The organism is Kitasatospora sp. NPDC048298 (assembly GCF_043201465.1).
Lineage (GTDB): Bacteria > Actinomycetota > Actinomycetes > Streptomycetales > Streptomycetaceae > Kitasatospora.
Window position 1 is genome coordinate 13,685 of sequence record NZ_JBICYZ010000071.1, and the last position, 20,792, is coordinate 34,476.

Annotated in this window: 20 protein-coding genes; 13 read left to right on the forward strand and 7 right to left on the reverse strand. The window is 76.0% G+C overall.

Going from position 1 to position 20,792, the window contains the following annotated elements:
* Positions 1 to 244: 244 nt before the first annotated feature.
* From ACGF0D_RS35740 to ACGF0D_RS35755, 4 genes are all read left to right on the forward strand, one after another.
* Positions 245 to 1,258, forward strand: coding sequence for an ArsR/SmtB family transcription factor (locus ACGF0D_RS35740; RefSeq protein WP_392923469.1), 1,014 nt, complete (start codon positions 245 to 247; stop codon positions 1,256 to 1,258).
* A 247-nt stretch (positions 1,259 to 1,505) separates the two neighbouring features.
* Positions 1,506 to 2,285: a DUF2071 domain-containing protein gene (locus ACGF0D_RS35745; RefSeq protein WP_392878152.1), complete on the forward strand. Its 780-nt coding sequence runs from the start codon at positions 1,506 to 1,508 to the stop codon at positions 2,283 to 2,285.
* Positions 2,282 to 3,178 carry a class I SAM-dependent methyltransferase gene (locus ACGF0D_RS35750; RefSeq protein ID WP_392923472.1) on the forward strand — a complete coding sequence of 299 codons (897 nt, stop codon included), beginning with the start codon at positions 2,282 to 2,284 and terminating at the stop codon, positions 3,176 to 3,178. The genes ACGF0D_RS35745 and ACGF0D_RS35750 overlap by 4 nt, the downstream gene beginning before the upstream one ends.
* Positions 3,166 to 3,588, forward strand: a complete 423-nt coding sequence (locus tag ACGF0D_RS35755; protein ID WP_392878149.1) for a hypothetical protein — start codon at positions 3,166 to 3,168, stop codon at positions 3,586 to 3,588. Before ACGF0D_RS35750 ends, ACGF0D_RS35755 begins: the two co-directional genes overlap by 13 nt.
* Before the next feature lie 12 nt (positions 3,589 to 3,600).
* Here the strand turns inward: ACGF0D_RS35755 and ACGF0D_RS35760 are convergent, their stop codons facing one another.
* Both ACGF0D_RS35760 and ACGF0D_RS35765 read right to left on the reverse strand, forming a co-directional pair.
* Positions 3,601 to 4,248: a response regulator gene (locus ACGF0D_RS35760; RefSeq protein ID WP_392923475.1), complete on the reverse strand. Its 648-nt coding sequence runs from the start codon at positions 4,246 to 4,248 to the stop codon at positions 3,601 to 3,603.
* Complete coding sequence (locus ACGF0D_RS35765) at positions 4,233 to 5,453, reverse strand: sensor histidine kinase (RefSeq protein ID WP_392923478.1); 1,221 nt, start codon at positions 5,451 to 5,453, stop codon at positions 4,233 to 4,235. Before ACGF0D_RS35765 ends, ACGF0D_RS35760 begins: the two co-directional genes overlap by 16 nt.
* Before the next feature lie 109 nt (positions 5,454 to 5,562).
* Here ACGF0D_RS35765 and ACGF0D_RS35770 point away from each other — a divergent pair, with 109 nt between their 5' ends.
* A complete protein-coding gene (locus tag ACGF0D_RS35770) occupies positions 5,563 to 6,402 on the forward strand; it encodes an ABC transporter ATP-binding protein (RefSeq protein ID WP_392923481.1) in 840 nt (279 codons plus the stop codon).
* Entirely contained in the window at positions 6,402 to 8,777 is a 2,376-nt protein-coding gene (locus ACGF0D_RS35775; RefSeq protein WP_392923484.1) for an FtsX-like permease family protein, read from the forward strand. The genes ACGF0D_RS35770 and ACGF0D_RS35775 overlap by 1 nt, the downstream gene beginning before the upstream one ends.
* A gap of 27 nt (positions 8,778 to 8,804) precedes the next feature.
* Here the strand turns inward: ACGF0D_RS35775 and ACGF0D_RS35780 are convergent, their stop codons facing one another.
* Complete coding sequence (locus tag ACGF0D_RS35780; RefSeq protein ID WP_392923487.1) at positions 8,805 to 9,569, reverse strand: alpha/beta hydrolase; 765 nt, start codon at positions 9,567 to 9,569, stop codon at positions 8,805 to 8,807.
* Between the two features lie 199 nt (positions 9,570 to 9,768).
* On the opposite strand from ACGF0D_RS35780, the gene ACGF0D_RS35785 reads away from it, so the two are divergent.
* A complete protein-coding gene (locus ACGF0D_RS35785; RefSeq protein WP_392878138.1) occupies positions 9,769 to 10,578 on the forward strand; it encodes a hypothetical protein in 810 nt (269 codons plus the stop codon).
* 30 nt (positions 10,579 to 10,608) lie between these two features.
* Here the strand turns inward: ACGF0D_RS35785 and ACGF0D_RS35790 are convergent, their stop codons facing one another.
* Positions 10,609 to 10,962 (reverse strand): DUF6401 family natural product biosynthesis protein, encoded by a 354-nt coding sequence (locus ACGF0D_RS35790; protein ID WP_392878136.1) that lies wholly within the window; start codon positions 10,960 to 10,962, stop codon positions 10,609 to 10,611.
* Between the two features lie 189 nt (positions 10,963 to 11,151).
* Here ACGF0D_RS35790 and ACGF0D_RS35795 point away from each other — a divergent pair, with 189 nt between their 5' ends.
* The 5 genes from ACGF0D_RS35795 (at position 11,152) to ACGF0D_RS35815 (ending at position 15,673) form a co-directional block, all read left to right on the forward strand.
* Positions 11,152 to 12,078: an LLM class F420-dependent oxidoreductase gene (locus ACGF0D_RS35795; protein WP_392923490.1), complete on the forward strand. Its 927-nt coding sequence runs from the start codon at positions 11,152 to 11,154 to the stop codon at positions 12,076 to 12,078.
* Between the two features lie 129 nt (positions 12,079 to 12,207).
* On the forward strand, positions 12,208 to 12,921 hold the full coding sequence (locus ACGF0D_RS35800; protein ID WP_392923493.1) for an AAA family ATPase: 714 nt from the start codon (positions 12,208 to 12,210) through the stop codon (positions 12,919 to 12,921).
* A 93-nt stretch (positions 12,922 to 13,014) separates the two neighbouring features.
* Entirely contained in the window at positions 13,015 to 14,049 is a 1,035-nt protein-coding gene (locus ACGF0D_RS35805; protein ID WP_392923494.1) for a zinc metalloprotease, read from the forward strand.
* A gap of 261 nt (positions 14,050 to 14,310) precedes the next feature.
* On the forward strand, positions 14,311 to 14,772 hold the full coding sequence (locus tag ACGF0D_RS35810; protein WP_392923496.1) for a universal stress protein: 462 nt from the start codon (positions 14,311 to 14,313) through the stop codon (positions 14,770 to 14,772).
* Positions 14,773 to 14,824: 52 nt separating this feature from the next.
* A complete protein-coding gene (locus ACGF0D_RS35815) occupies positions 14,825 to 15,673 on the forward strand; it encodes a DNA-formamidopyrimidine glycosylase family protein (RefSeq protein WP_392878127.1) in 849 nt (282 codons plus the stop codon).
* Here the strand turns inward: ACGF0D_RS35815 and ACGF0D_RS35820 are convergent.
* From ACGF0D_RS35820 to ACGF0D_RS35830, 3 genes are all read right to left on the reverse strand, one after another.
* Positions 15,621 to 16,256, reverse strand: a complete 636-nt coding sequence (locus ACGF0D_RS35820) for a uridine kinase (protein WP_392878125.1) — start codon at positions 16,254 to 16,256, stop codon at positions 15,621 to 15,623. The two genes, ACGF0D_RS35815 and ACGF0D_RS35820, sit on opposite strands and share 53 nt — an antisense overlap.
* Before the next feature lie 60 nt (positions 16,257 to 16,316).
* On the reverse strand, positions 16,317 to 17,630 hold the full coding sequence (locus ACGF0D_RS35825; protein WP_392923499.1) for a PQQ-binding-like beta-propeller repeat protein: 1,314 nt from the start codon (positions 17,628 to 17,630) through the stop codon (positions 16,317 to 16,319).
* A gap of 109 nt (positions 17,631 to 17,739) precedes the next feature.
* Positions 17,740 to 18,072: a DUF4326 domain-containing protein gene (locus ACGF0D_RS35830; protein ID WP_392923501.1), complete on the reverse strand. Its 333-nt coding sequence runs from the start codon at positions 18,070 to 18,072 to the stop codon at positions 17,740 to 17,742.
* Positions 18,073 to 18,166: 94 nt separating this feature from the next.
* On the opposite strand from ACGF0D_RS35830, the gene ACGF0D_RS35835 reads away from it, so the two are divergent.
* Entirely contained in the window at positions 18,167 to 20,695 is a 2,529-nt protein-coding gene (locus ACGF0D_RS35835) for a SpoIIE family protein phosphatase (RefSeq protein WP_392878119.1), read from the forward strand.
* Positions 20,696 to 20,792 lie beyond the last annotated feature (97 nt).

Below are 20,792 nucleotides of genomic sequence, written 5' to 3' on the forward strand. Positions count from 1 at the left end.
CGCTGCCCGCCGGGTGTCCGCTCCGGCAACCGGGCACCCCGTCCGCGAGCCGTCGGACTGCCCGGTCGGGGCCGTCCGGCGGCCGGTCGGCAGACCGATCCCCACCGTCCGGCAGTCCGATCCTGTCCGCCCGGCGCGCAGCCCGGCAGCCCGATCCTGTCCGCCCGGCACGCCGTCCGGCAAGGGATTCGGTCCTCGCCGAACGGTCTTGCGGCGGTGGCCGTTCCGGGTGACGATCACGACCGTGCTGCGAATCTTCTTCGGCGCGGACGACCTGGACCGGCTCCGGGTGGCGGAGCGCCCCGACATGTCGATGGAACTCTCCCTGAGCGTGCACGCCCTGGTCAGCGGGCAGCGCGATCCGCGCTTCCAGGCCTGGCGCGACGAGCTGCGGGCCGTCTGGAACCCGCGCACCGCGCTGCTCTTCGATCTCTACACCCCCACGGCGATCCCGGAGTTCCTCGCCGTGCGGCGGGACCCGGGCGCCACCGAGAGCGCCACCGCGTCGGTGCCCGAGGCGCCGCTGCGCGACCACCTGCGCTCGGTCGGCGGGGAGCGGCAGTTGAGCGCCTTCGCCCGTGGCGTCGCGGCCGGCGACCACCGGGCCCGCAGGCTGCTGGGCAACGTCACCGCCGACTACCAGACCCGGGCGATCGACCCGTACCGGCGGCAGATCGAGACCATCGTCACCACCGAGCACGGGCGCCGGCGCCGGATCGCGGAGCCGGACCGGGTGCTCGGCTCGCTGCACCCGGCGGTGTCCTGGCGCCGCCCGGTGCTGAGCTTCCCGCTGGCCGGCGGCTGCCGGCACGACGTGCGCCTGGACGGCCGCGGACTGCTGCTCCAGCCCTGCGTGTTCGGCCCCCGCCGGCCCGTCATCGCCCGCTTCGAGGACCCGGCGCAGCAGCCGGTGCTCCTCTACCCCGCCCGGATCGGTGGTCCGCTGCGCGCCGAGCCCCAGCCGACACCCAGCCGCACCCTGACCGCGCTGCTCGGCCAGACCAGGGCCGCCGCCCTGGAGGCCATCGCGACCCACGGGCCCTGCTCCACCAAGGAGCTGGCGGGCCACCTGGACATCTCCACCGCTTCCGCGAGCGAGCACGCCACCGTCCTGGCCGACTCCGGGCTGACCACCAAGGACCGCACCGGCCGCTCCGTCACCCACCGGCCCACCGCCCTCGGCCACGCCCTGCTGGCCCGCCGGATCCCCGCCCCCGACCCGGAGGACGGCCCGGCCCCGGGGGACGACCCGGCCTGACTCCGCCTCCGCCACGCCCGGGGCCCGCGCTCGCGCAGCGCGGGCCCCGGGGCGTTCACCGGGGCGCTCGGGGCCCGGGCCGCGTTCCGACCCCCCGCCCATCCCTCCCACCCCGACTTGAACGCGTTCAAAGTCGTGCGCCATGATGAGGGAGCGCGAGAACACCCCCGCCGCGGCCTGCGGCGAAGGGCGGTCCCGTGCTGCCAAGTCACGCTCCGAATCCCCGTACCAGACCACGGAGTCGACCGTGCGACACCTGCTGCAACGCCACCCCTTCGCGATGCGCACCCACTTCGCGCACTCGCTCGTCCTCACCTACGCCCTGCCGCCCCACCTGCTCGCCCCGCTGGTGCCGCCCGGCCTCGCCCTCGACACCTACACCGACCCCGACGGCACCGAGCACGGCTTCGTCGCCGCCGCCGTCGTGGACACCCGGGCGCTGCGCCCCGCCGCGCTGCCCGCCCGCCTCGGCCGGGACTTCATCCTGACCGGCTACCGGGTCTTCACCCGCTTCCCGACCCCCGGCGGCCGCACCATGCGCGGTCTGCGCATCCTGCGCTCCGACACCGACAGCCGGATGATGACGCTCGGCGGCAACGCCTTCTCCCGCTACCACTACCGGCACGCCCGGATCGGCACCCGGGTGGTCGACGGCACCCTGGAGTTCAAGGTGCTCAGCGGCGACGGCCGCGCCGACCTGCACGTGCGCGCCGACCTCGGCAGCGCCCCCGCCGCCCTCCCGCCGGGCAGCCCCTTCGCGGACGCCCGCGCCGCGCGCCGCTTCGCCGGACCGCTGCCCTACACCTTCGAGTACGAGCCGCAGACCCGCTCGATGATCGTGGTCAAGGCCACCCGCGCCCACTGGGACCCGGCCCCGGTGGCGGTCGAGGTGCCCCGGCTCACCTTCTTCGACCACGGCCCGCTGGCCGGCAGCCGGCCGGTGCTCGCCAACGCCTTCCACGTCGCCGGCCTCGACTACGGCTGGCACGCCGGAGAGCGCCGCACCCTCACCGGAGCCGCCCGATGACCGCCCCCGCCCCGGCCGGCTCCCGCCCGGACGACCGACGCCCGAACAGTCGACGCCCCAGCAGCCAACGGCCGTACGGCCCCGGCCGGTTCGCCGCCTGCCAGGCCGCCCTCTGCCCGTCCACCGCCGGGCTCGTCGGCCCGCGCCCGTCCGGCGTGCGTGAAGTCGTGCGCTACAACTGGCCGATGTACGCGGCCGGAGCGCTCACCGTCGTCGCAGCCGGCGCGCTGGCCCGCCGGCTGCCCGGCCCCGCCGCCGCCCTCGCCCGGACGGCCGCCGCCACCGCCGCCGGGTACCTCGCCGTCAGCACCCTCGCCACCTGGTGCGTCTACGACCGCTCCGAACTCCACCGCTACGACTGGCTGCCCGCCCTGCTGCCCGACGGCCCCGGTGACCACCTGGTGGTCAGCACCGGCCTGGACGAGGCCAGCCGGCCGATCGCCGAGCGCCACCCCACCGCCCGCAGGCGGGTCGCGGACCTGTACGACCCGGCGCTGACGTCGAGCGGCTCGATCCGCCGCGCCCGCCGTCACGCCCCGCCCGCCCCCGGCAGCATCCCGGCCCGCCCGGGCGCCCTGCCCGCCGGAACCGGCGAACTGGACACCGTGTTCGCCGTCTTCGCCGCCCACGAACTGCGCCGGCCCGCCGACCGCACCGCCCTGTTCACCGAGGCCGCCCGCGCTCTGCGCCCCGGCGGCACCCTGCTGCTGGTCGAGCACCTGCGGGACGCGGCCAACACCGCCGTCTACGGCCCCGGCGCCTGGCACTTCCTGCCCCGCGCCACCTGGCTCCGCCACGCCGCCGAGGCGGGCCTGCGCCCGGCCGCCGAACGCCGGATCGCCGGCCTGGTCACCGCCTTCACTTTCCGGAAGCCCACACCGTGCCCGAACTGATCACCCTGGAAGCCCAGTTGCGCCTGGTCGGCGCCGCCCTCGTGACCGTCGGCCTGGTCCACGCGGTGCTGCCCCGCGCCATCGACTGGCCCGCCGACCTGTCCGGCACCACCCTGCTGACCCGCCAGGTCTCCTACGCCCACGTCTTCTTCATCGGCCTCGCCTGCGCCCTGCTCGGCCTGCTCCCGCTCTGCCTGGCCCCCGACCTGCTCGCCGGCGGCCGGCTCGGGGCCGCCCTGCTGGCCGGCCAGACCCTCTTCTGGGGCACCCGCTGGCTCTTCGAGTTCGCCTACTTCTCCCCCCGGTTGTGGCGCGGCGACCGCCTGCGCACCGCCGCCCACCTCGCCCTGTCCGTCCTCTGGACCTGGGTCACGGCCGTCTTCGCCGCCGCCCTCTGGCACGCCCTCTAGGAAACCCGCCCGTCACGCCCCGAGGTAGCGCAGCACCGCCAGCACCCGCCGGTGGCCGTCCACGTCCACCGGCAGGTCCAGCTTGGTGAAGATGTTGCCGATGTGCTTGTTCACCGCCGCGTCGCTGATGAACAGCTCCGCCGCGAGCATGGTGTTGGAACGGCCCTGGGCCATCAGCGCCAGCACCTCCCGTTCGCGGGCGCTGAGCCGCTCCAGCGGGTCGTGCCGCAGCCGGACCAACTGCTGGACCACCTCCGGGTCCACCACCGTCCCGCCGCCGGCCACCCGTTCCAGTCCGGCCACGAAGTCGGCGACCGCGCCCACCCGCTCCTTCAGCAGGTAGCCGACCGCCCGCCCGCCGTCGGAGTCCAACAGTCGCATCGCGTAGGACTGTTCGACGTACTGGCTGAGCACCACCACCGGCAGTCCCGGGTGCTCCCGGCGCAGCCCGACGGCCGCGCGCAGCCCGTCGTCACGGTTGCCCGGGGGCATCCGGACGTCCGTGACCACGAGGTCCGGTCGCTCCGCGCGCACGGCGGCGACCAGGGCGTCCGCGTCGCCGACGGCGGCGAGGGTGCGGTGCCCGAAACGGTGCAGCAGGCCGATCAGCCCCTCGCGGAGCAGGACGGCGTCCTCGGCGACGATCACCCGAAGCGGCACGGTATCTCCACGTGGAGCAGGGTCGGACCGCCGGCCGGGCTGGACACCCGCATCCGGCCGTCGACGGCGGTGAGACGGTCGGCGAGCCCGGTCAGCCCGCTGCCGCGCGCCGGGTCCGCGCCACCGCGGCCGTCGTCGGCGATCTCCAGCACGAGCAGGTCCGCGTGCTGGCGCCCGGAGACCCGGGCATGGGCGGCGCCGCTGTGGCGGGCGATGTTGGTCATCGCCTCGCTGATCAGGTAGTAGACGCCGGTCTCCAGCTGCCGGGGCAGCCGGCCGGGCAGGTCCAGGTCGACCGTGACCGGGATCGGGAACCGGCCGGCCTGCTCCCGGACGGCGGCGGCCAGCCCGTGGTCGGCCAGCACCGGCGGGTTGAGGCCGCGCACGATCCGGCGCAACTCCTCGTGAGCGGAGCCGAGTTGCTCCTGCGCCAGGGCCAGCTGCGGGCCCAGCGGCGAGCCCGGCGGGACATCCAGCTGCATCAGCCCGAGCGTCATCCCCAGGGAGACCAGCCGCTGCTGCGCGCCGTCGTGCAGGTCCCGCTCGATCCGCTCCCGCTCGGCGTCGAAGGCGTTCACCAGCCGCGCCCGGGAGGCCTTCACCTCCCGCAGCTGCGCTCCCAACTCCGCGTCGCGCGGGGCGAGCAGGGTACGGGCGAGGGCCGCGCGGGCACCCGCCCAGGAGGTCACCGTGTACGGGGAGGCGAGCAGCACGAAGGCCCCGAACACCGACCACGGCCAGGTGGAGCCGTCGAGCGAGGAGAAGCAGAGCGCCGGCACCCCGAAGGAGAAGAACAGCACCAGCAGGTCCAGCCACCACAGCGCGGCCGCCGAGACCAGGGTGAAGCCCAGCTCCCGCCAGGTCACCGGCTCGGTCAGCCGGGTGGCCGCCCAGGCGCGCAGCCCCGGACCGTCCGGCGCCCGGTGCGGGTCCTCGGCCCGGTCCAGGTCCACCAGCCGCAGCCGACGCCGCTCGACGGCCGCGACCGCCACGGCCGACAGCACCACCCCGACCAGCGGCGCCACCCCCACCAGCACCACCAGCAGCACGACCCCCGCCACGAGCCCGGCGGCCAGTACCGCCAGCGCCGCGGCCCCCACCAGCACCCCGCTCGCCAGGTACGCCAGTGAGCGCCACGGCCACGCGGAGGTGAGGAAGCTCAACGGCCGCTGGGCCATCGCCTGCCATGCCGTTCTCGGACGCATGCGGAGAACGATAGTGCGGGGGCGTGCCGGGCGGGGTAGTGCAGGCACTACCGTGCCGGTAGCGTCTGAACCAGTGCCCCCGGCCTGCGGGTTCGCTGGAATGCTCGGCATGACGAACCATCGGGAACCCACGGCGGACGGCCCCGCCGAGCCGCACGCCGCCGCGGAGCCGCACGGCACCGCGGAGCAACACGGCGTGGTGGAACTGCACGACGTCCGCAAGGTGCACGGCACCGGCGAAGGGGCCGTGACCGCACTCGACGGGGTGACGCTCGGCTTTCCGCGCGGCACCCTGACCGCGATCATGGGGCCGTCCGGCTCCGGGAAGTCCACGCTGCTCCACTGCGCCGCCGGCCTGGACCGGCCCACCGGCGGCCGGGTGCTGCTGGCCGGCCTCGACCTCGGCGCCCAGAGCGAGCGCCGCCGCACCGAACTGCGGCGCGAACGGATCGGCTTCGTGTTCCAGGCGTACAACCTGGTCGAGTCGCTGACCGCCGCCCAGAACGTCGAACTGCCCTCCCGCTTCGCGGGCCGCAGGAAGAGCGGGAAGAGCAGGACCGTCGGCCGCGAGGAGGTGGCCGCCGCGCTGCGCGCCGTCGGCCTGGCCGAGCGCGCCGGGCACCGGCCGAGCCGACTCTCCGGCGGCCAGCAGCAGCGCGTCGCCCTTGCCCGCGCCCTGGTCACCCGCCCCGACGTGCTCTTCGCCGACGAGCCCACCGGTGCGCTCGACACTCGCACCTCGGGCGAAGTCCTCAGCCTGCTGCGGCGGTTGGTGGACGAGCGGGCGCAGACCACGGTCATGGTCACCCACGACCCGACGGCCGCGGCCATCGCCGACACCGTGGTCTTCCTCCAGGACGGCCGGATCGCCGACCGGTTGGACCTCGACGGGGACACCGCCCGCGCCGCCACCGCCGTCGCGGCCCGCATGGCCCGGCTGGAGGCGTGATGCTGGTCCTCGCCAACGTCCGCGAGCGCTGGTCGGGTTACCTCGCCTGCTGGCTCGCCGTGCTGGTCGGCGTCGGGCTGATCGCCGCCACCCTGACCGTGTACGAGTCCGCCCGGCCCGTCGTCCAGCCCCGCCTGGCCGCCGCCACCGCGCTGGTGCTCCCGCCGCAGGCCACAGACCGCGACGGCAGCCCCAAGGACCGCATCCCGTGGAGCGCCGCCGAGGCGGCGGCCCTGACCGACCGGTTGCGCGCGGTGCCCGGCGTGGCGGCCGTCGTGGTGGACCGCGCCTTCTACGCCCAGGCCATCCGGGACGGCAGGCCGGTCCCCGACGAGGGCGCGGCCGAGGCGGGCCACGGCTGGTCCTCGACCCGGCTGGCCCCGTACGGGCTGCGCACCGGTCGCGCCCCGGATACCGCCGACGAGGTGGTGGTCGACGAGTCCCTCGGCGTCCCGGCCGGAGCCCGGTTGACCGTCAACCTCACCGCCGGACGCACCGAGTTCACCGTCGTCGGCACCGAGGACGGCCCCGGCTACTACCTCAGCGACGCCGCCGCCGCGCAGCGCGACCCGGGCGTGCGGACGATCGCCCTGCTCCCCGCCCCCGACACCCCGCCCGCCCGCCTGGCCGAGGCCGCCCGCACGGCCGTCGGCGACCGGGCGAGCGTGGTCACCGGTGACGGCCGCGCCGCGCTCCAGCCCCGACACGTCGAGCACCGGCGCTTCCTCGGCACCCAGCTGATCGCCGCACTGGCCACCCTCGGTCTGTTCACCACCGGCTTCGTGGTCGCCTCGGTGCTCGTCCTCGCCACCGGCCTGCGGCGGCGCGAACTCGGCCTGCTGCGCGCCCTCGGCGCCACCCCGGGCCGGCTGCGCCGGATGGTCCTCGGCGAGGCCGCGCTGGTCGGCCTGCTGGGCTCGGCGGCCGGGTGCCTCGCCGGCCTCGCGGCAGCCCCGCTGCTGCGGGACGCCCTGCTGCGCCTCGATGTCGCCCCGCCGGGGCTCACCCTCAGGGTGACGGCCTGGCCGCTGCTCACCGCCGCCGCGACCGGCATCGGCGTCAGCGTGCTCGGCGCCTGGGTCGCGAGCCGCCCGGCCGCCCGCGTCGCACCGCTGGAGGCGCTGCACGAGAACCGCACGGGGGAGCGGGGGCCGGGCCGGGGCCGGCTGGTCGGGGGGCTGGCGGTGCTCGGCCTCGGCACCGGCTGCGCGGCGCTCACCGCCACCGTGGCCGCGGACCGGCGGGTCAACCTGGCGATCACCGCCACCATGGTGCTGATCACCGCGGCGGCCCTGCTCGCCCCCGTCCTGGTCGGCCCGGTGGCCCGGGTGGTGACCGCGCCGCTGCGGCGGCTCGGCACGGCAGGCCCGCTGCTGCTGCGGGCCGGACTGACGGCGGGCGCGGGCCGCGCCGCCGCCACGGCGGCACCGGTGATCGCGGCGGTCGGCTTCGCGGTGCTGCTCAGCGGCGCGGTGGAGACGATGCGGGCGGCCTACCCGGCCGGCCAGGCCCTGCGGCTCTCCGGCCAGGCGATCGTCACCAACGACGGCACCCCCGGCCTCACCGACGAGGCGGCCGCCGCCCACCCGGTCGGCAAGGCCGCTCTGCCGACCCGTGCCTTCGTCCGGCGTGCCGACGGGAGGACCGTCGTGATCGACGTCCTCGGCTCCCGCGACCCGGCCTGGAGCCGGCCCGGCGAGGCGGTGCTGGGAGCGTCCACGGCGAGGTGGCTGGGCGTGACGGAGGGCCGGCAGTACCCGGTCCGCTTCGCCGACGGCGCCACCGTCCCGCTGCGCATCGCCCGGATCCTGCCGGACGACCCGGCGCGCGGCGACTTCGTCCTCGCCCGGAGCCTGGTCCGCGGCCACGACCCGGCCGCGCTGGGCGACGACCTGTTCGTCCCGGCGGAGACGGGCCCGGTGGCGGTCGTCCCGGGTACGGCCGTCCACGACGCCGTCCGCTACGCGCTGGACGACTACGACACCGACGCCCGGCTGACCGACAGCCTCGCCGCGATGCTGATCGCCGTGGCTGTCGGCTACAGCGCCATCGCCACCGCGAACAGCACCGCGCTGTCCGCGCACGGCCGCCGCCGCGACCTCGCCGTCCTGCGCTCGACCGGGGGCACCGTCCGCCAACTGGTCCTGCTCGCCGCGGCGGAAGCGGCCCTGGTGACCGTTGTCGCCACGCTGCTGGGCCTGCTGGCCACCCTCCCGCCGCTGGCCGGCCTCGCCTCCGGCCTCTCCCAGAGCACCGGCGCCCCTGTCACCCTCCACCTGGACCCGGGGGCCCTGGCCGCGGTGACCTGCGCCTGCCTGCTGCTGGCGAGTACGACCGGTGCGGTGGTGACGTGGTGGTCGCTGCGCCGGACCTGAGGGCACGGTACGGGGGCGGTCGCCCCGTCAGGGGCTCGCCGGGTGGGCCGGGGTGCGGCGGGGCTGGGGCGGAAGGGGGAGGGTGAGGGCCTCGCGGGAGGCGGGCGGGAGGGCGAGGGCGGAGGCGGTCTCGGCGGGGAGGGGGCGGAGGCCGAGGAGGGCGGTGGTGAGGCGGGTGGTGGCGCGGTGCCAGTCGGGGATGCGCTGGAGCATGGCGTGGCCGCTGCCGGTGACGGTGTAGCCGCAGACCCGGGCGCCCGCGGCGCGGCTGCGGGCGGCGAAGGCGTGGGTGTCGGCGGGCGCGGTGACGGTGTCGCGGTCGCCGTGCAGCATCAGCACGTCCCGGCCGGCGAGCTGGTCGCACGGGTCCTCGGCCGGGCACCAGGGGGCGAGGGCGATCAGGCCGGTGACGGACGGGTGCCCGCCGGCCTGGAGCGCGGCGCGCCCGCCCATCGAGTGGCCGACCAGCACCGTCGGCACCGGCCCGAGCACCGCGGCCAGTTCGTCGAGCGCGGCGGTGGCGTCCCGCGCGGCGTCGGCCCGTTCGCCGTTCCAGCCGCGGTGGCGGTAGCGGACGGTCCCGACGGCGACGCCGGCGTCGGCGGTCGCCCGGGTGAGCCCGCGCAGGAAGCCGTGCATCCGCACCAGCGGGAGGTTGAGGCGCCCGGGCGGGGCGAAGTTGTGCTCCTCGCCGCCGTGCAGCACCAGGACGGCCGCCCGGGCCGTCTCCGGCCGGACCCGCCAGTGCAGCGCCCGGTGGCCCGCCGCGCGCTCCGTCGCCGTACCGCTCACTGCCGCACCGTCCCGTCCGTCCCGCCCCGTGGCCCGTCCCCCGGACCGCCACTGTACGCGGGCGGACGGCTGGACGGTTCACCCGAGGGAAGCATCCCGGACACCGGGCGCGAGCGGCCGGAGCGGGCGCCTGCTATCCACGAAGGTGGGGGGCCGGCAGCGCCCGCTCGTGGCGCCGTGTCACCGAGTGGAGGACTCCGTGGCTCAGCAGCTCGCTCTGTCCGTCGACTTCGGGTCGGGCTTCACCGAGGCCTGGTCCAAGATCGCCAAGTTCATCCCGCAGTTCATCGCCTTCCTGGCGATCCTCGCCATCGGCTGGATCGTGGCCAAGGCGATCGCCAAGCTCCTCGACCGGGTGATGCGCAGGCTCGGCTCGGAACGGGTCGCCGAGCGGTCGGGGATGGCCGCCCACCTGTCCCGCTCCAAGTACGACATGACCGGCATCGTCTGCAAGGTCGTCTACTACATCGTCCTGCTGATGGCCCTGCAGCTGGCGTTCGGGGTCTTCGGCCCGAACCCGATCAGCGTGATGATCCACAGCATCGTCGCCTGGCTGCCCAGGGCCATCGTCGCCGTCGTGATCCTGGTGGTCGCGATGGCCATCGCCAACGGCGTGCGCGACATCGTGGGCAGCTCGCTGTCCGGTGCCTCGTACGGCAAGGCGGTCGCCACCACGGTCTGGGCGTTCATCGTCGGCCTCGGTGTGATCGCCGCGCTGGGCCAGGTCGGGATCGCCACGGCGATCACCACCCCGGTGCTGATCGCCGTGCTCGCCACCATCGCCGGCATCCTGGTGGTCGGCCTCGGCGGCGGCCTGATCCTGCCGATGCGCCAGCGCTGGGAGCGGTGGCTGGACGGCGCCGAGCGGGAGACCGCCCGGCTGCGCGGCAGCGCCTACCAGGCCGGCCGCTCCGACGCGCTGTCCAACCAGCCGATCCGCCCGACCACCCAGACCGGCCCGGGCACCCCGCCCGCGCCGGGCATCGAGGGCGACCAGAACCCCGGGTAGTACGGGCTCTCGGGCGGGGCCTGCCGGGGTTCAGACCTCCAACAGGCCCTGCTCCCGCACCAGCCAGCAGATCGCGGTGAGCCGGAGCACGGCGTAGTCGTGGCCGACCGGCTCCCGCCAGCCGATCTCGGCGAGCGCGTCCACGAAGCCCAGTGCGTAGTCCGACAACTCCTCACGGTCCAGGGGCAGGGGCGCGAGCTCCGGCCCCTGCGCGTACAGCAGCTCCCGCAGCATCGCCACGTGCTGGTCGACCGCCGCGACGAAGCCGGGCTCGAAGGCGAACTCGGCCAGCCGGGGCGTGAAGGCCGTCACGATGCCGGGCAGCGGACAGCCGGCCGGCTCGTCGGGGGAGCGCCGGAAGGAATCGTCGGAGGTGGCGAACATCCGTCCACGGTAGGCGAGCCCCGGAGCGGGAACGGACGGTCGTGACGGTTCCGTGCTGAGACCTTGGCCACCCCGGGCGCAGCCCGCCCCTGCTCCCCGCCCGCGCCCGTCGGGACGGGTCGGATACGTTCCGTGTCCCGCCGGATCCGCTCTGCCGATCACCGGGGGCTCCGTACCAGAATGGCCGGCATGGATCTCCGCGTCTTCACCGAACCCCAGCAGGGTGCGAGCTACGACACCCTCCTCAAGGTCGCCCGCACCGCCGAGGAGCTCGGTGCCTTCAGCGCCTTCTTCCGCTCCGACCACTACCTGAAGATGGGCGACGTCGACGGCCTGCCCGGGCCCACCGACGCCTGGATCACCCTGGCCGGGCTCGCCCGCGACACCAGCACCATCCGCCTGGGCACCCTGATGACCGCCGCCACCTTCCGGTTGCCGGGCGTCACCGCGATCCAGGTCGCCCAGGTGGACGCGATGAGCGGCGGCCGGGTCGAGTTCGGCCTCGGCGCCGGCTGGTACGAGGCCGAGCACACCGCGTACGGCATCCCCTTCCCGAAGGAGAAGTTCGGGCGCCTGGAGGAGCAGCTGGCGATCATCACCGGGCTGTGGCGCACCAAGCTCGGCGACACCTTCGACTTCGCCGGCGAGTACTACACGCTGACCGACTCGCCGGCGCTGCCCAAGCCCGCCCAGGAGCACGTTCCGGTGCTGGTCGGCGGCCACGGGCCCAAGCGGACCCCGGCCCTGGCCGCCCGCTTCGCCGACGAGTTCAACCTGCCGTTCGCCTCGGTGGAGGACACCGCCGCCCAGTTCGCCCGGGTCCGGGCCGCGGCCGAGGAGGCCGGGCGCCCGGCCGATGACCTCGTCTACTCCGCCGCCCTGGTGGCCTGCGTCGGCCGCGACGACGCCGAGGTCGCCCGCCGGGCCGCGGCGATCGGCCGCGAGGCCGACGAGCTCAGGGAGAACGGCCTGGCCGGCACTCCGGACGAGGTGGTCGAGAAGCTCGGCCGGTACGCGGCCATCGGCTGCGAGCGGGTCTACCTCCAGATCCTCGACCTGGACGACCTCGACCACCTGGAGCTGATCGCCGCCCGGATCGCCCCGCAGCTGGGCTGACCCCCCCACCGCCCGGCCCGGACACCGCCCGGCCCGGACACCGCCCGGCTCGGACCCCCGGCTCGGACCGCCCCGGGCGGGCCGTACCCGCGCCGACCTCCGCCCTTTACTCGTTCTTGGGAATGCGCCATGCTCCTTGGAAGGGGAACGGCGGGGGGAGACCGGGTGAGCGGGACGAGAACGGTGCGGACGGCGGCGGTGCCGAGGGTGCCGCCGCCGCGCAGCACCGACGAGCGGGTGGTCCTGCCCCCGTCGCACGGCCCGCACGAGCCGCCCGTCCGGCACGAGCTGCGCGGGCCGGGACCGGCGGCCCTGCGCTACCCCGCCGGGGACCTGCTGGTCGTCACCGGTCTGCCCGGCAGCGGCAAGAGCACCCTGATGCGCCGCTGCGTGCGTGCCCCGCTGATCGACTCCCAGCTGGTCCGCGAGGAGTACGCGGCCCGGCTGCCCGCCTGCCTGCCGTACGCGCTCTACCGCCCGCTGGCCCGGCTCGCCCACTACCGGCGGCTGCGCCGGGCCGTGCTGGACGGCGGGCCGCTCGCGGTGCACGACTGCGGCACCCAGCCGTGGGTGCGGGCCTGGCTGGTCCGCGCCGCCGCCCGGCAGGGCCGCCGGGTGCACCTGCTGCTGCTCGACGCCGACCCGGCCGAGGCGCTGGACGGGCAGCGACGACGTGCCCGCGGCGTCTCGCGCTACGCCTTCGCCCGGAACCGGGCCGCCATCGCCCGGCTGCGCCACCTGATCCTGGGGGCGGGACGGCTGCCGGCCGGCTGTGCGTCGGCCGTGGTACTCGACCGGGCCGCCGCGCGCGCCCTGCGGGAGATCGACTTCACCGCGTCGTAGTCTCGGCGAGTCCGCGCCGGGCACCGGCGGGCCGGCCGGAGCAGGCCCCGGGCGCGGCCGGGACTCCGTCAACTCCCCCCGTCAGGAGCGCTGATGCGCCGTACCTCCCGGGTGCGCCCGCGTGCCCCCCGCCTGTTCCCCTGCGCCGCCGCCCTGGTCGTGGCGGCCGGTCTGAGCCAGTTCGCCGCACCGGTCGCGCACCGCGCCGCGGCCGGGGAGTCCGCCGCTCCGGCCGTCGAGTGCGCGGACGACGGCGCCGATGCGACCGGCGACGGTGCGATCGGCGACGGCGTGACCGGCGACGGTGCGACCGGTGTCGCCGACCGTCGGCCGGCCGGCAGCCGGGCGGTCCGGGACCCGAACGAGGTGAGCGCCGGGAAGGCCCGGGCGATGCAGGCCGACCTCGACCGGCGGCTCGCCGAGTTGGGCACCGGCCGGCTCCGGGTCGGCACCCCGACCACCGTTCCGGTCCACTTCCACGTGATCCACGACGGCGACGCCGGGCGGTTGAGCCAGGCCGCCGTCACCGGCCAGATCGACCACCTCAACGAGAGCTACGGCGGCCAGGGCGAGGGCAACACCGCGAGCCCGTTCCACTTCCAGCTGGTCACCATCGACTGGACCGACAACGCCTCCTGGTACACCGGCATGACCCCGGGCTCGCCGGCCGAGAAGGCGATGAAGACCGCCCTGCGCAAGGGCGACCAGGGCACCCTCAACCTCTACAGCGCCCGGCTCGGCGACTCCCTGCTCGGCTGGTCGACCTTCCCGAACGCGTACCGGACGAACCCGACCGACGACGGCGTGGTGGTCCTCGACGCCTCCCTGCCCGGCGGCGCCGCCACCCACTACGACGAGGGCGACACCGCGACCCACGAGATCGGCCACTGGCTCGGCCTCTTCCACACCTTCCAGAACGGCTGCCGGGCCCCCGGCGACTACGTGGACGACACCCCGCCCGAGCGCACCGCCGCCTCCGGCTGCCCCGAGGGCCGCGACACCTGCTCCGGCCCGGGGCTGGACCCGATCCACAACTTCATGGACTACAGCTACGACTCCTGCATGACCCTGTTCACCCCGGGGCAGGTCCGGCGGATGGCCAACTCCTGGGCCGCCTACCGTCGTTGAGGTCTCAGCAGAAGACGACGGGGTAGCGCGGTGTCCGGCCGCCGGAGGCGCGGAACCCGTACGCCCGGTGCTCCGGGGCGGCGGAGGCCCTCAATCGGACGGCCGGGCGATCTCCCGGCACCCTCCCAGGCGCCGGCGGGCGCCCACACTCGAATTGAATGCGGCGGGCTGCTCGCGGCGTGGCAGATACCGACCGTTTGTCCGATTTGATCTATGTTCGGAGGGTCGGGACCGAGCAGGAGCAACCGAAGGAGCAAGGGCATGAGTGCCAATCCCCGGATCGTCGTCGGCGTGGACGGCTCGCCCGCCTCGGAGCAGGCGCTGAGCTGGGCGATCGACTACGCGCGGGCCGTCGGCGGGACGATCCACGCCATCGCCGCCTGGGAGTACCCGGCCTTCTACGGCTGGGCCGGACAGGGCGTACCGACCGTCGAGACCTTCAACCCCGAGGAGATCGCCGGCAAGACCCTCAGCGACACCATCACCAAGGTGGCCGGTGACGACGCGGGCGTGCGGATCACCGAGAGCGTGACGCCCGGCAGCGCCGCCCGGGTGCTGCTGGAAGCCGCCAAGGGCGCCGCGCTGCTCGTCGTCGGCAGCCGTGGCCTGGGCGGCTTCTCCGGCGTGCTGCTCGGCTCGGTCAGCCGCCACCTCACCGAGCACGCGCCCTGCCCGGTGGTCGTCGTGCGCGAGGCCCACGGCGACGCGGAGCAGTCGGAGTAGGCGGGCGGGGGGCGGTGACCCGCCGGGCCGCCACACGGACCAGAATGGAGACATGCCAGAAGGTGACTCCGTCTACCGCGTGGCGGCCCACTTGCACGAGGTCCTCGCCGGGCAGCCGCTGACCAGCGCCGACCTGCGGGTGCCCGCGCACGCCACCGCCGACCTCACCGGCCGCCGGGTGCTGGAGGTCGCCCCGCGCGGCAAGCACCTGCTCGCCCGCCTCGAGGGCGGCCTCACCCTGCACACCCACCTGAGGATGGACGGCCGCTGGGTGCTCTACCGCCCCGGCGAGCGGTGGAGCGGCGGCCCCGACCGGGAGATCCGCGCCGTCCTCGGCACCGACCGGGGCACCGCCGTCGGCTACCGGCTGCCCGTCGTCGAACTGCTGCGCACCACCGACGAGCGGCGGATCGTCGGCCACCTCGGCCCCGACCTGCTCGGCCCCGACTGGGACCCGGTCGAGGCCGTCCGCCGACTCCTCGCCCGCCCCGGCCGCCCGGTCGTCGAGGCCCTGCTCGACCAGCGCAACCTCGCCGGGATCGGCAACGTCTACGCGAACGAGCTGTGCTTCGTCGCGGGCGTGACACCGTGGACCGAGGTCGGTGAACTCCCGCACCCCGACCGGCTGGTGGAGCGCGCCCGGCAGATGCTGGAGGCCAACAAGCTGCGCCCCGGCCACATCACCACCGGCGACACCAGGCCCGGCTACCAGCACTGGGTCTACGGCCGGGCCGGCCGGCCCTGCCCGCGCTGCGTCACCCCGGTGGCCGCCGGGCGCCAGGGCTCGCCGCCGCGTGACCGGGCGGTGTTCTGGTGCCCGTACTGCCAGCGCGGCCCGGCCCCGGAGATCACGACAGCTCGACCAGCGCGGGGTGGCGCGGGTCGTCCACCCGGACGGTGAGGTCGGCCGCCGTGGCGGGCCCGGTCTCCGCCTCGTAGCGGGCGAAGGCGGGCAGTGTCCACTGCTGGTCGGCCGGGGTGCGGCGGGCCAGCGCGGCCGGGCCGAGGGACAGGTGGACGGTCAGCTCCAGCGGCAGCCAGCGGCCTAGCAGCAGGGCACCGTCCAGCAACAGCACGCCGCCGGGCGGGAGTTCGGTGTACGGGGCGCGGGTCGAGCGGTCGGTGACCGGATCGCGCAGCGAGGGCAGCACGCGGCCGCTGCCGCCCGGCTCCAGCGGGTCGAGCACCTCGCGCGCCAGGGCGCCGTCGTCCAGCCAGAGGTCGTGGAAGGCGTCCGCGTCGTGGTGGCCGTACTCCAGCCGGATCGAGGCCGGGCGCAGGAAACCGGCGGCCGAGACCCGCAGCGTCGGATGGCCGCGCAGCCGCAGCGGCTCCACCAGGGCGTCCGCGAGCGCCTCGGGGCGGGCGGCCGCCGCACCGTCCACGGCCACCCGCAGGCGCCGGCCGCGGGCGTCGGGCAGGGCGGCGATGCGGTCGGCGAGCAGCTCGGCCAGGTTGTCGGGGGAGATCGGGCGTACCTGCATCGGGCCATCCTGCCGTGTCGTGAGCTCCTGGCGCGTGGTTCTCGTCGGGGTGCTCGGCGCTCAGCGCAGCGGGAGGGCGTGCAGGATGTCGTCGTGGCCGGCGTAGAGGCGGTCCTTGTCGGCGGCGACGGTCCAGACGTCCTTGCCAGGGCCCGAGTCGTGGAAGGTCCACTCCAGCTCGCCGGCCGTGGTGTCGACCGCGCTGACCCCGCCGGCCGCGGTGCCCGGGACGAACAGCGTGTTCTCGGCGACCAGTGGGCGGTTGCGGCGGTCCAGCGGGAACGGCAGCCGGCAGGTCCAGTTCTGCCCGCCGGACCACGTGTCGTGGGCGGTGACGGTGCCCTGGTCGCGCGGGATGATCACCTGCGGGCCGTGCTCCACGGGCGGCAGGGCCCGCCAGGACTCACCCCGGGCGGGGGAGTGGGTCCAGCCCGTCTCGCCGGTGGGGAGCAGCATGCGCACGCCGCCGCCGCCGTCGGGGACGTAGATCCGCTCGGCGCCGGTGACGCACCAGCGGAGGTCCTCCTCACCGGGGGCGGTCCACAGCTCGCGGCCGGTGAGGGCGTCGCGGGCCGCCAGCTCGGCGCGGCCGCCCAGGAAGCGGACGCAGACCAGGAGGGGGTGCTTGGGGTCGGTCGTGGGGGTGACGGGCTGTTCCGTCTGTTCGGTGCGGACGGACCAGAGCACGGAGCGGTCGGCGACCCGCAGCGCGAAGAGGTGGTTCTGCGGCGGGGTGCCGTCGGCCCGCGGGCGGCCCCACGAGTAGCCGTAGAGGATGCCGCGGTCGTGGCCGGCGAGCCGGGTCTGGCCCTGGAGCTCGTCGGGCAGCGGCAGGCTCCAGTCGGCGGCGGGGTCGGTGAAGTGCCGGGCCTCGGCGTGGCCCTGGTAGGTGGTGAAGAGGTGTTCCGGCCCGAACACCACCTTGCCGAGCATGTCGCTGTCGCTGGGCCAGTTGCGGGCGGTCGGCGGATCGAAGACCAGCAGCCGGTCGGCGGTGCCCCGGTCCTGGTCGAGGACCTGCAGGCCGCTCCTGGAGAGGTAGACGGGCCGGCGCGGCGGGTCGGTGAGCCGCTCGGGGGTCATCGCCTCCGGGCCGCGGTAGGTCCAGAGGGGCGTCGGCCCGGACAGCGCGGTCGGCTGCGGCCTGCTCGGCCCCGGCGACGGGAGCACCCCGACGCCACCCGAACGGCCGAGCGCCCAGGCGGCCCCGCCCGCCGCGAGCACCCCGGCCCCGACCAGCAGCCCGCGCCGGCTGGGCCGCAGACGCTCCCCGCCGCCCGCGACCACGTCCGCGGAGGCCTCGCCGCCCGCCGTTTCCCCGTCCCACTGCCACGACGTTCCGTGTGCGGACTTCTCGGACGACGGCGACTGCATGCGGTTCCCACTTCCCCACCCGGCGGCCTCGCGCCGCCACCCGCCCGGAGAATATCGAACGGGAATCGGTCGACGGGCCGCCGACCGGACCCGGCCCCGTCCCCCGGTGTCAGTGCCTCTTCCGCGGGTGGTCCGCCAGGTCGGCGAGGACGTCGGCGTGGCAGGGGAGCGGGGCGCACCAGCAGCCGAGGCGGTGGCCGCGCAGGGGCGGGACGAGGGCGAGCAGCTCGGGGCGGGCGAGCAGGTGGTCGCGGTTCCTGACGACCATCTCCTCGCGGGTGAGGTCGGGCCCGGGGCGGTACGGGCAGTGCAGCGGGGACTCGGCCAGGTGCCGGCCGCCGCGGTGCATGGCTCGGCCGACGTAGACGACGTCCTCGTACCCGGGGTCGTCGCGGTGGCCCTTGAGGTTGACCACGGTGGTGCGGCGGGATTCGCTCGGCATGCCGTCCATGCTGGGGCAGGCCGGGCCCCGGGGCAGCTCGGGGCCGGTGCGCACTCGCCTTGACACCGTTCCGGGCCGGGCGTAGCAAAAGAGCATGTGCCATCCGCACGCGACCGGTGGGGCCCCTGGTGCGCGGACCGGTCCCGACCGGCCGCCGGGGCCCGGGGCCGGCGCGGAGCCGGGCCGGTCCGTCCGGGACCCGGCCCGGCAGGCGGAGCAGCGGCGGGACGAGCTGTTCGCCGGGGCGGTGCGCCGGGTGCTCGGCACCACCGAGGCGTACGGGGCGCTGGTGTACCTGCGCTCGCGGGACCGCCGGTCGCTGGTGCTGCGCACGATCGCGGGCGTGCCGCCGACGGTGATGAGCCCGTTCCGGCGGGTGGCCGCCGCGGGGCCGATGCCGGTCGCGGTTTGCTTCCGGACCGGGCACGTGATCACCCTGACCGACACCGAGGACACCATGCGGCGCTTCCCGCAGCTCGCGGTCGGCCTGCCGTACGACTTCGCCTCCGCCTGTGTGCCGGTGGGGTGCGGCGAGGAGCGGTTCGGGGTGCTGAGCGGGCTGTGGCCCGCCTCGGACGAGGGGCCGCCGGAGCCCGCCGCGCGGCAGCTCGCCGAGGTGGCGGACCAACTCGGCCGGGAGCTGGCCGAGTTGGCGGAACCTGGACAGTCCGTGGAGCCGGGCGGCGAGGTGGCCGTGGTGGAGGCGCCGTCGTCGACGGTGCCGACCACCCGGGTCGGGCTGTTCGACTGGAACGTGGCCACCGGGGCGCTCGCCGCCGACGACCGCTTCCGGGAGATCTTCGGCTTCGGGCCGGGCGAGTTCGACGGCACGGTGGCCGCGCTGAACCACCGGATCGCGCCCGGCGACCTGCCGGAGTTCCGGGCCGCCGCCCGCGTCGCGCTGGAGCACGGCGAGGTGCTGGCCGCCCGCGTCCGGGTGCTCGGGCGGGACGGCCTGCCGTACCCGGTGGAACTGTGGGCCCGGGTGCCCGTGGCGATCTCCGACGGCCGGACCCACCTGGTCGGCGCGGTGCTGGACGTGCGGTCCCTGACCGCCGCCGCGGCCGCCGTCGAGCGGCTGCACGAGGGCGTGTTCTCGCTCGACCCGGACGGCCGGATCGGCTACGCCAACCGCGCCGTCGAGCCGCTGCTCGGGGCCCGCCGCGAGGACCTGCTCGGCCACAGCCCCTGGGACGTGCTGCCCTGGCTCGCCGACCCCTTCTATGAGAACCGCTACCGCGCCGCGCTGTTCTCCCAGCAGCCCACCGCCTTCCTGGCCGACCGCCCGCCGGACGGCTGGCTCGCCTTCTCGCTCTACCCGGACGCGCACGGCGTCACCGGCCGGGTGGTCGCGGCCGAGGCGCCGCCGGGCGCCGACGAGCCGATCGTCACCCCGCCGCCCGCCACCCGCACCGGGGTGGGCGACAGCGTGAGCGGCACCCACCACCTGCTGCAGCTGGCCAGCGCGCTCACCGAGGCGGTCACCGTCCGGGACGTGTGCCGGGCGGTGGCCGAGGAGATCCTGCCGGCCTGCGGCGGCCAGGAGCTCGCCATCTACGCGGTGCGCGAGCAGTGCCTGAACCTGCTCCTGCAGACCGGCTACCCGGCCGGCTTCCTGGACGCCTTCGAGGGCCTGTCGATCGACGCCCGGGTGCCCGGCTCGGAGACGCTCAGCACCGGCACCCCGATCTTCTTCGAGTCGGTGCGCGAACTCGCCGCCACCTACCCCGGCCTCGCCCTGGACGAGATGGGCGCCTGGGCCTTCCTGCCGCTCATCGCCTCCGGCCGTCCGATCGGCAGCTGCATCATCGGCTTCGAGCGCCCGCGCCCCTTCACCGTCGAGGAGCGCGGCCTGCTCACCGCGCTCGGCGGTTTCATCGCCCAGGCCCTGGAACGCGCCCGGCTGTACGACGCCGAGTTCGCCCTGGCCCGCGGCCTGCAGCAGGCGCTGCTGCCGCACCGGCTGCCCGAGGTACCCGGCATCCGGATCACCGCCCGCTACCTGCCCGGCACCCAGGGCATGGAGATCGGCGGCGACTGGTACGACGCGATCGTCACCGGCCCGGACGTCACCCTGGTGATCGGCGACGTCGAGGGCCACAGCGTCGGCGCGGCCGCCACCATGGGGCAGCTGCGCAGCGCCGTGCGCGCCTTCGCCACCGGCGGCGACCCGCCCGACGAGGTGCTCGCCCGTACCAACCGGCTGCTGCTCGACCTCGACCCCGGGCTGCTCGCCAGCTGCTGCCTCGTCCGGCTCACCCCGGCCGCCGGCCTCGCCAGGATCGCCCGGGCCGGGCACCTCCCGCCGGTGCTGCGCCACCCCGGCGGGCGGGCCGAGGCGCTGTACGTCCCGGGCGGGCCGCTGCTCGGGGTGGTCGAGCGGGCCGACTACCCGGTCAGCGACCTGCGGCTGGGCAGCGGCGCCGTGCTCGCCCTCTACACCGACGGGCTGGTGGAGGACCCGGCGGTGGCGATCGACCAGGGCGTGGACCGGCTGCGGGCCGCGCTGGCCCGGGCCGCGGCGGGGGAGGGACTGGAGCAGGCGGCCGAGCGGCTGCTGCGCGAGGTCGGCTCGACCCGCCGGGTGGACGACGTGGCGCTGCTGCTCACGGCCTTCCGCTGATGCGGCCCACGGCCGGGCGGCCGCCGACCGTGACCAGGCGACTTTCGTCGTCGCGGGGCGGAGACGAAGGAGGACGGCGGGCGCCGCGGCCGGACCG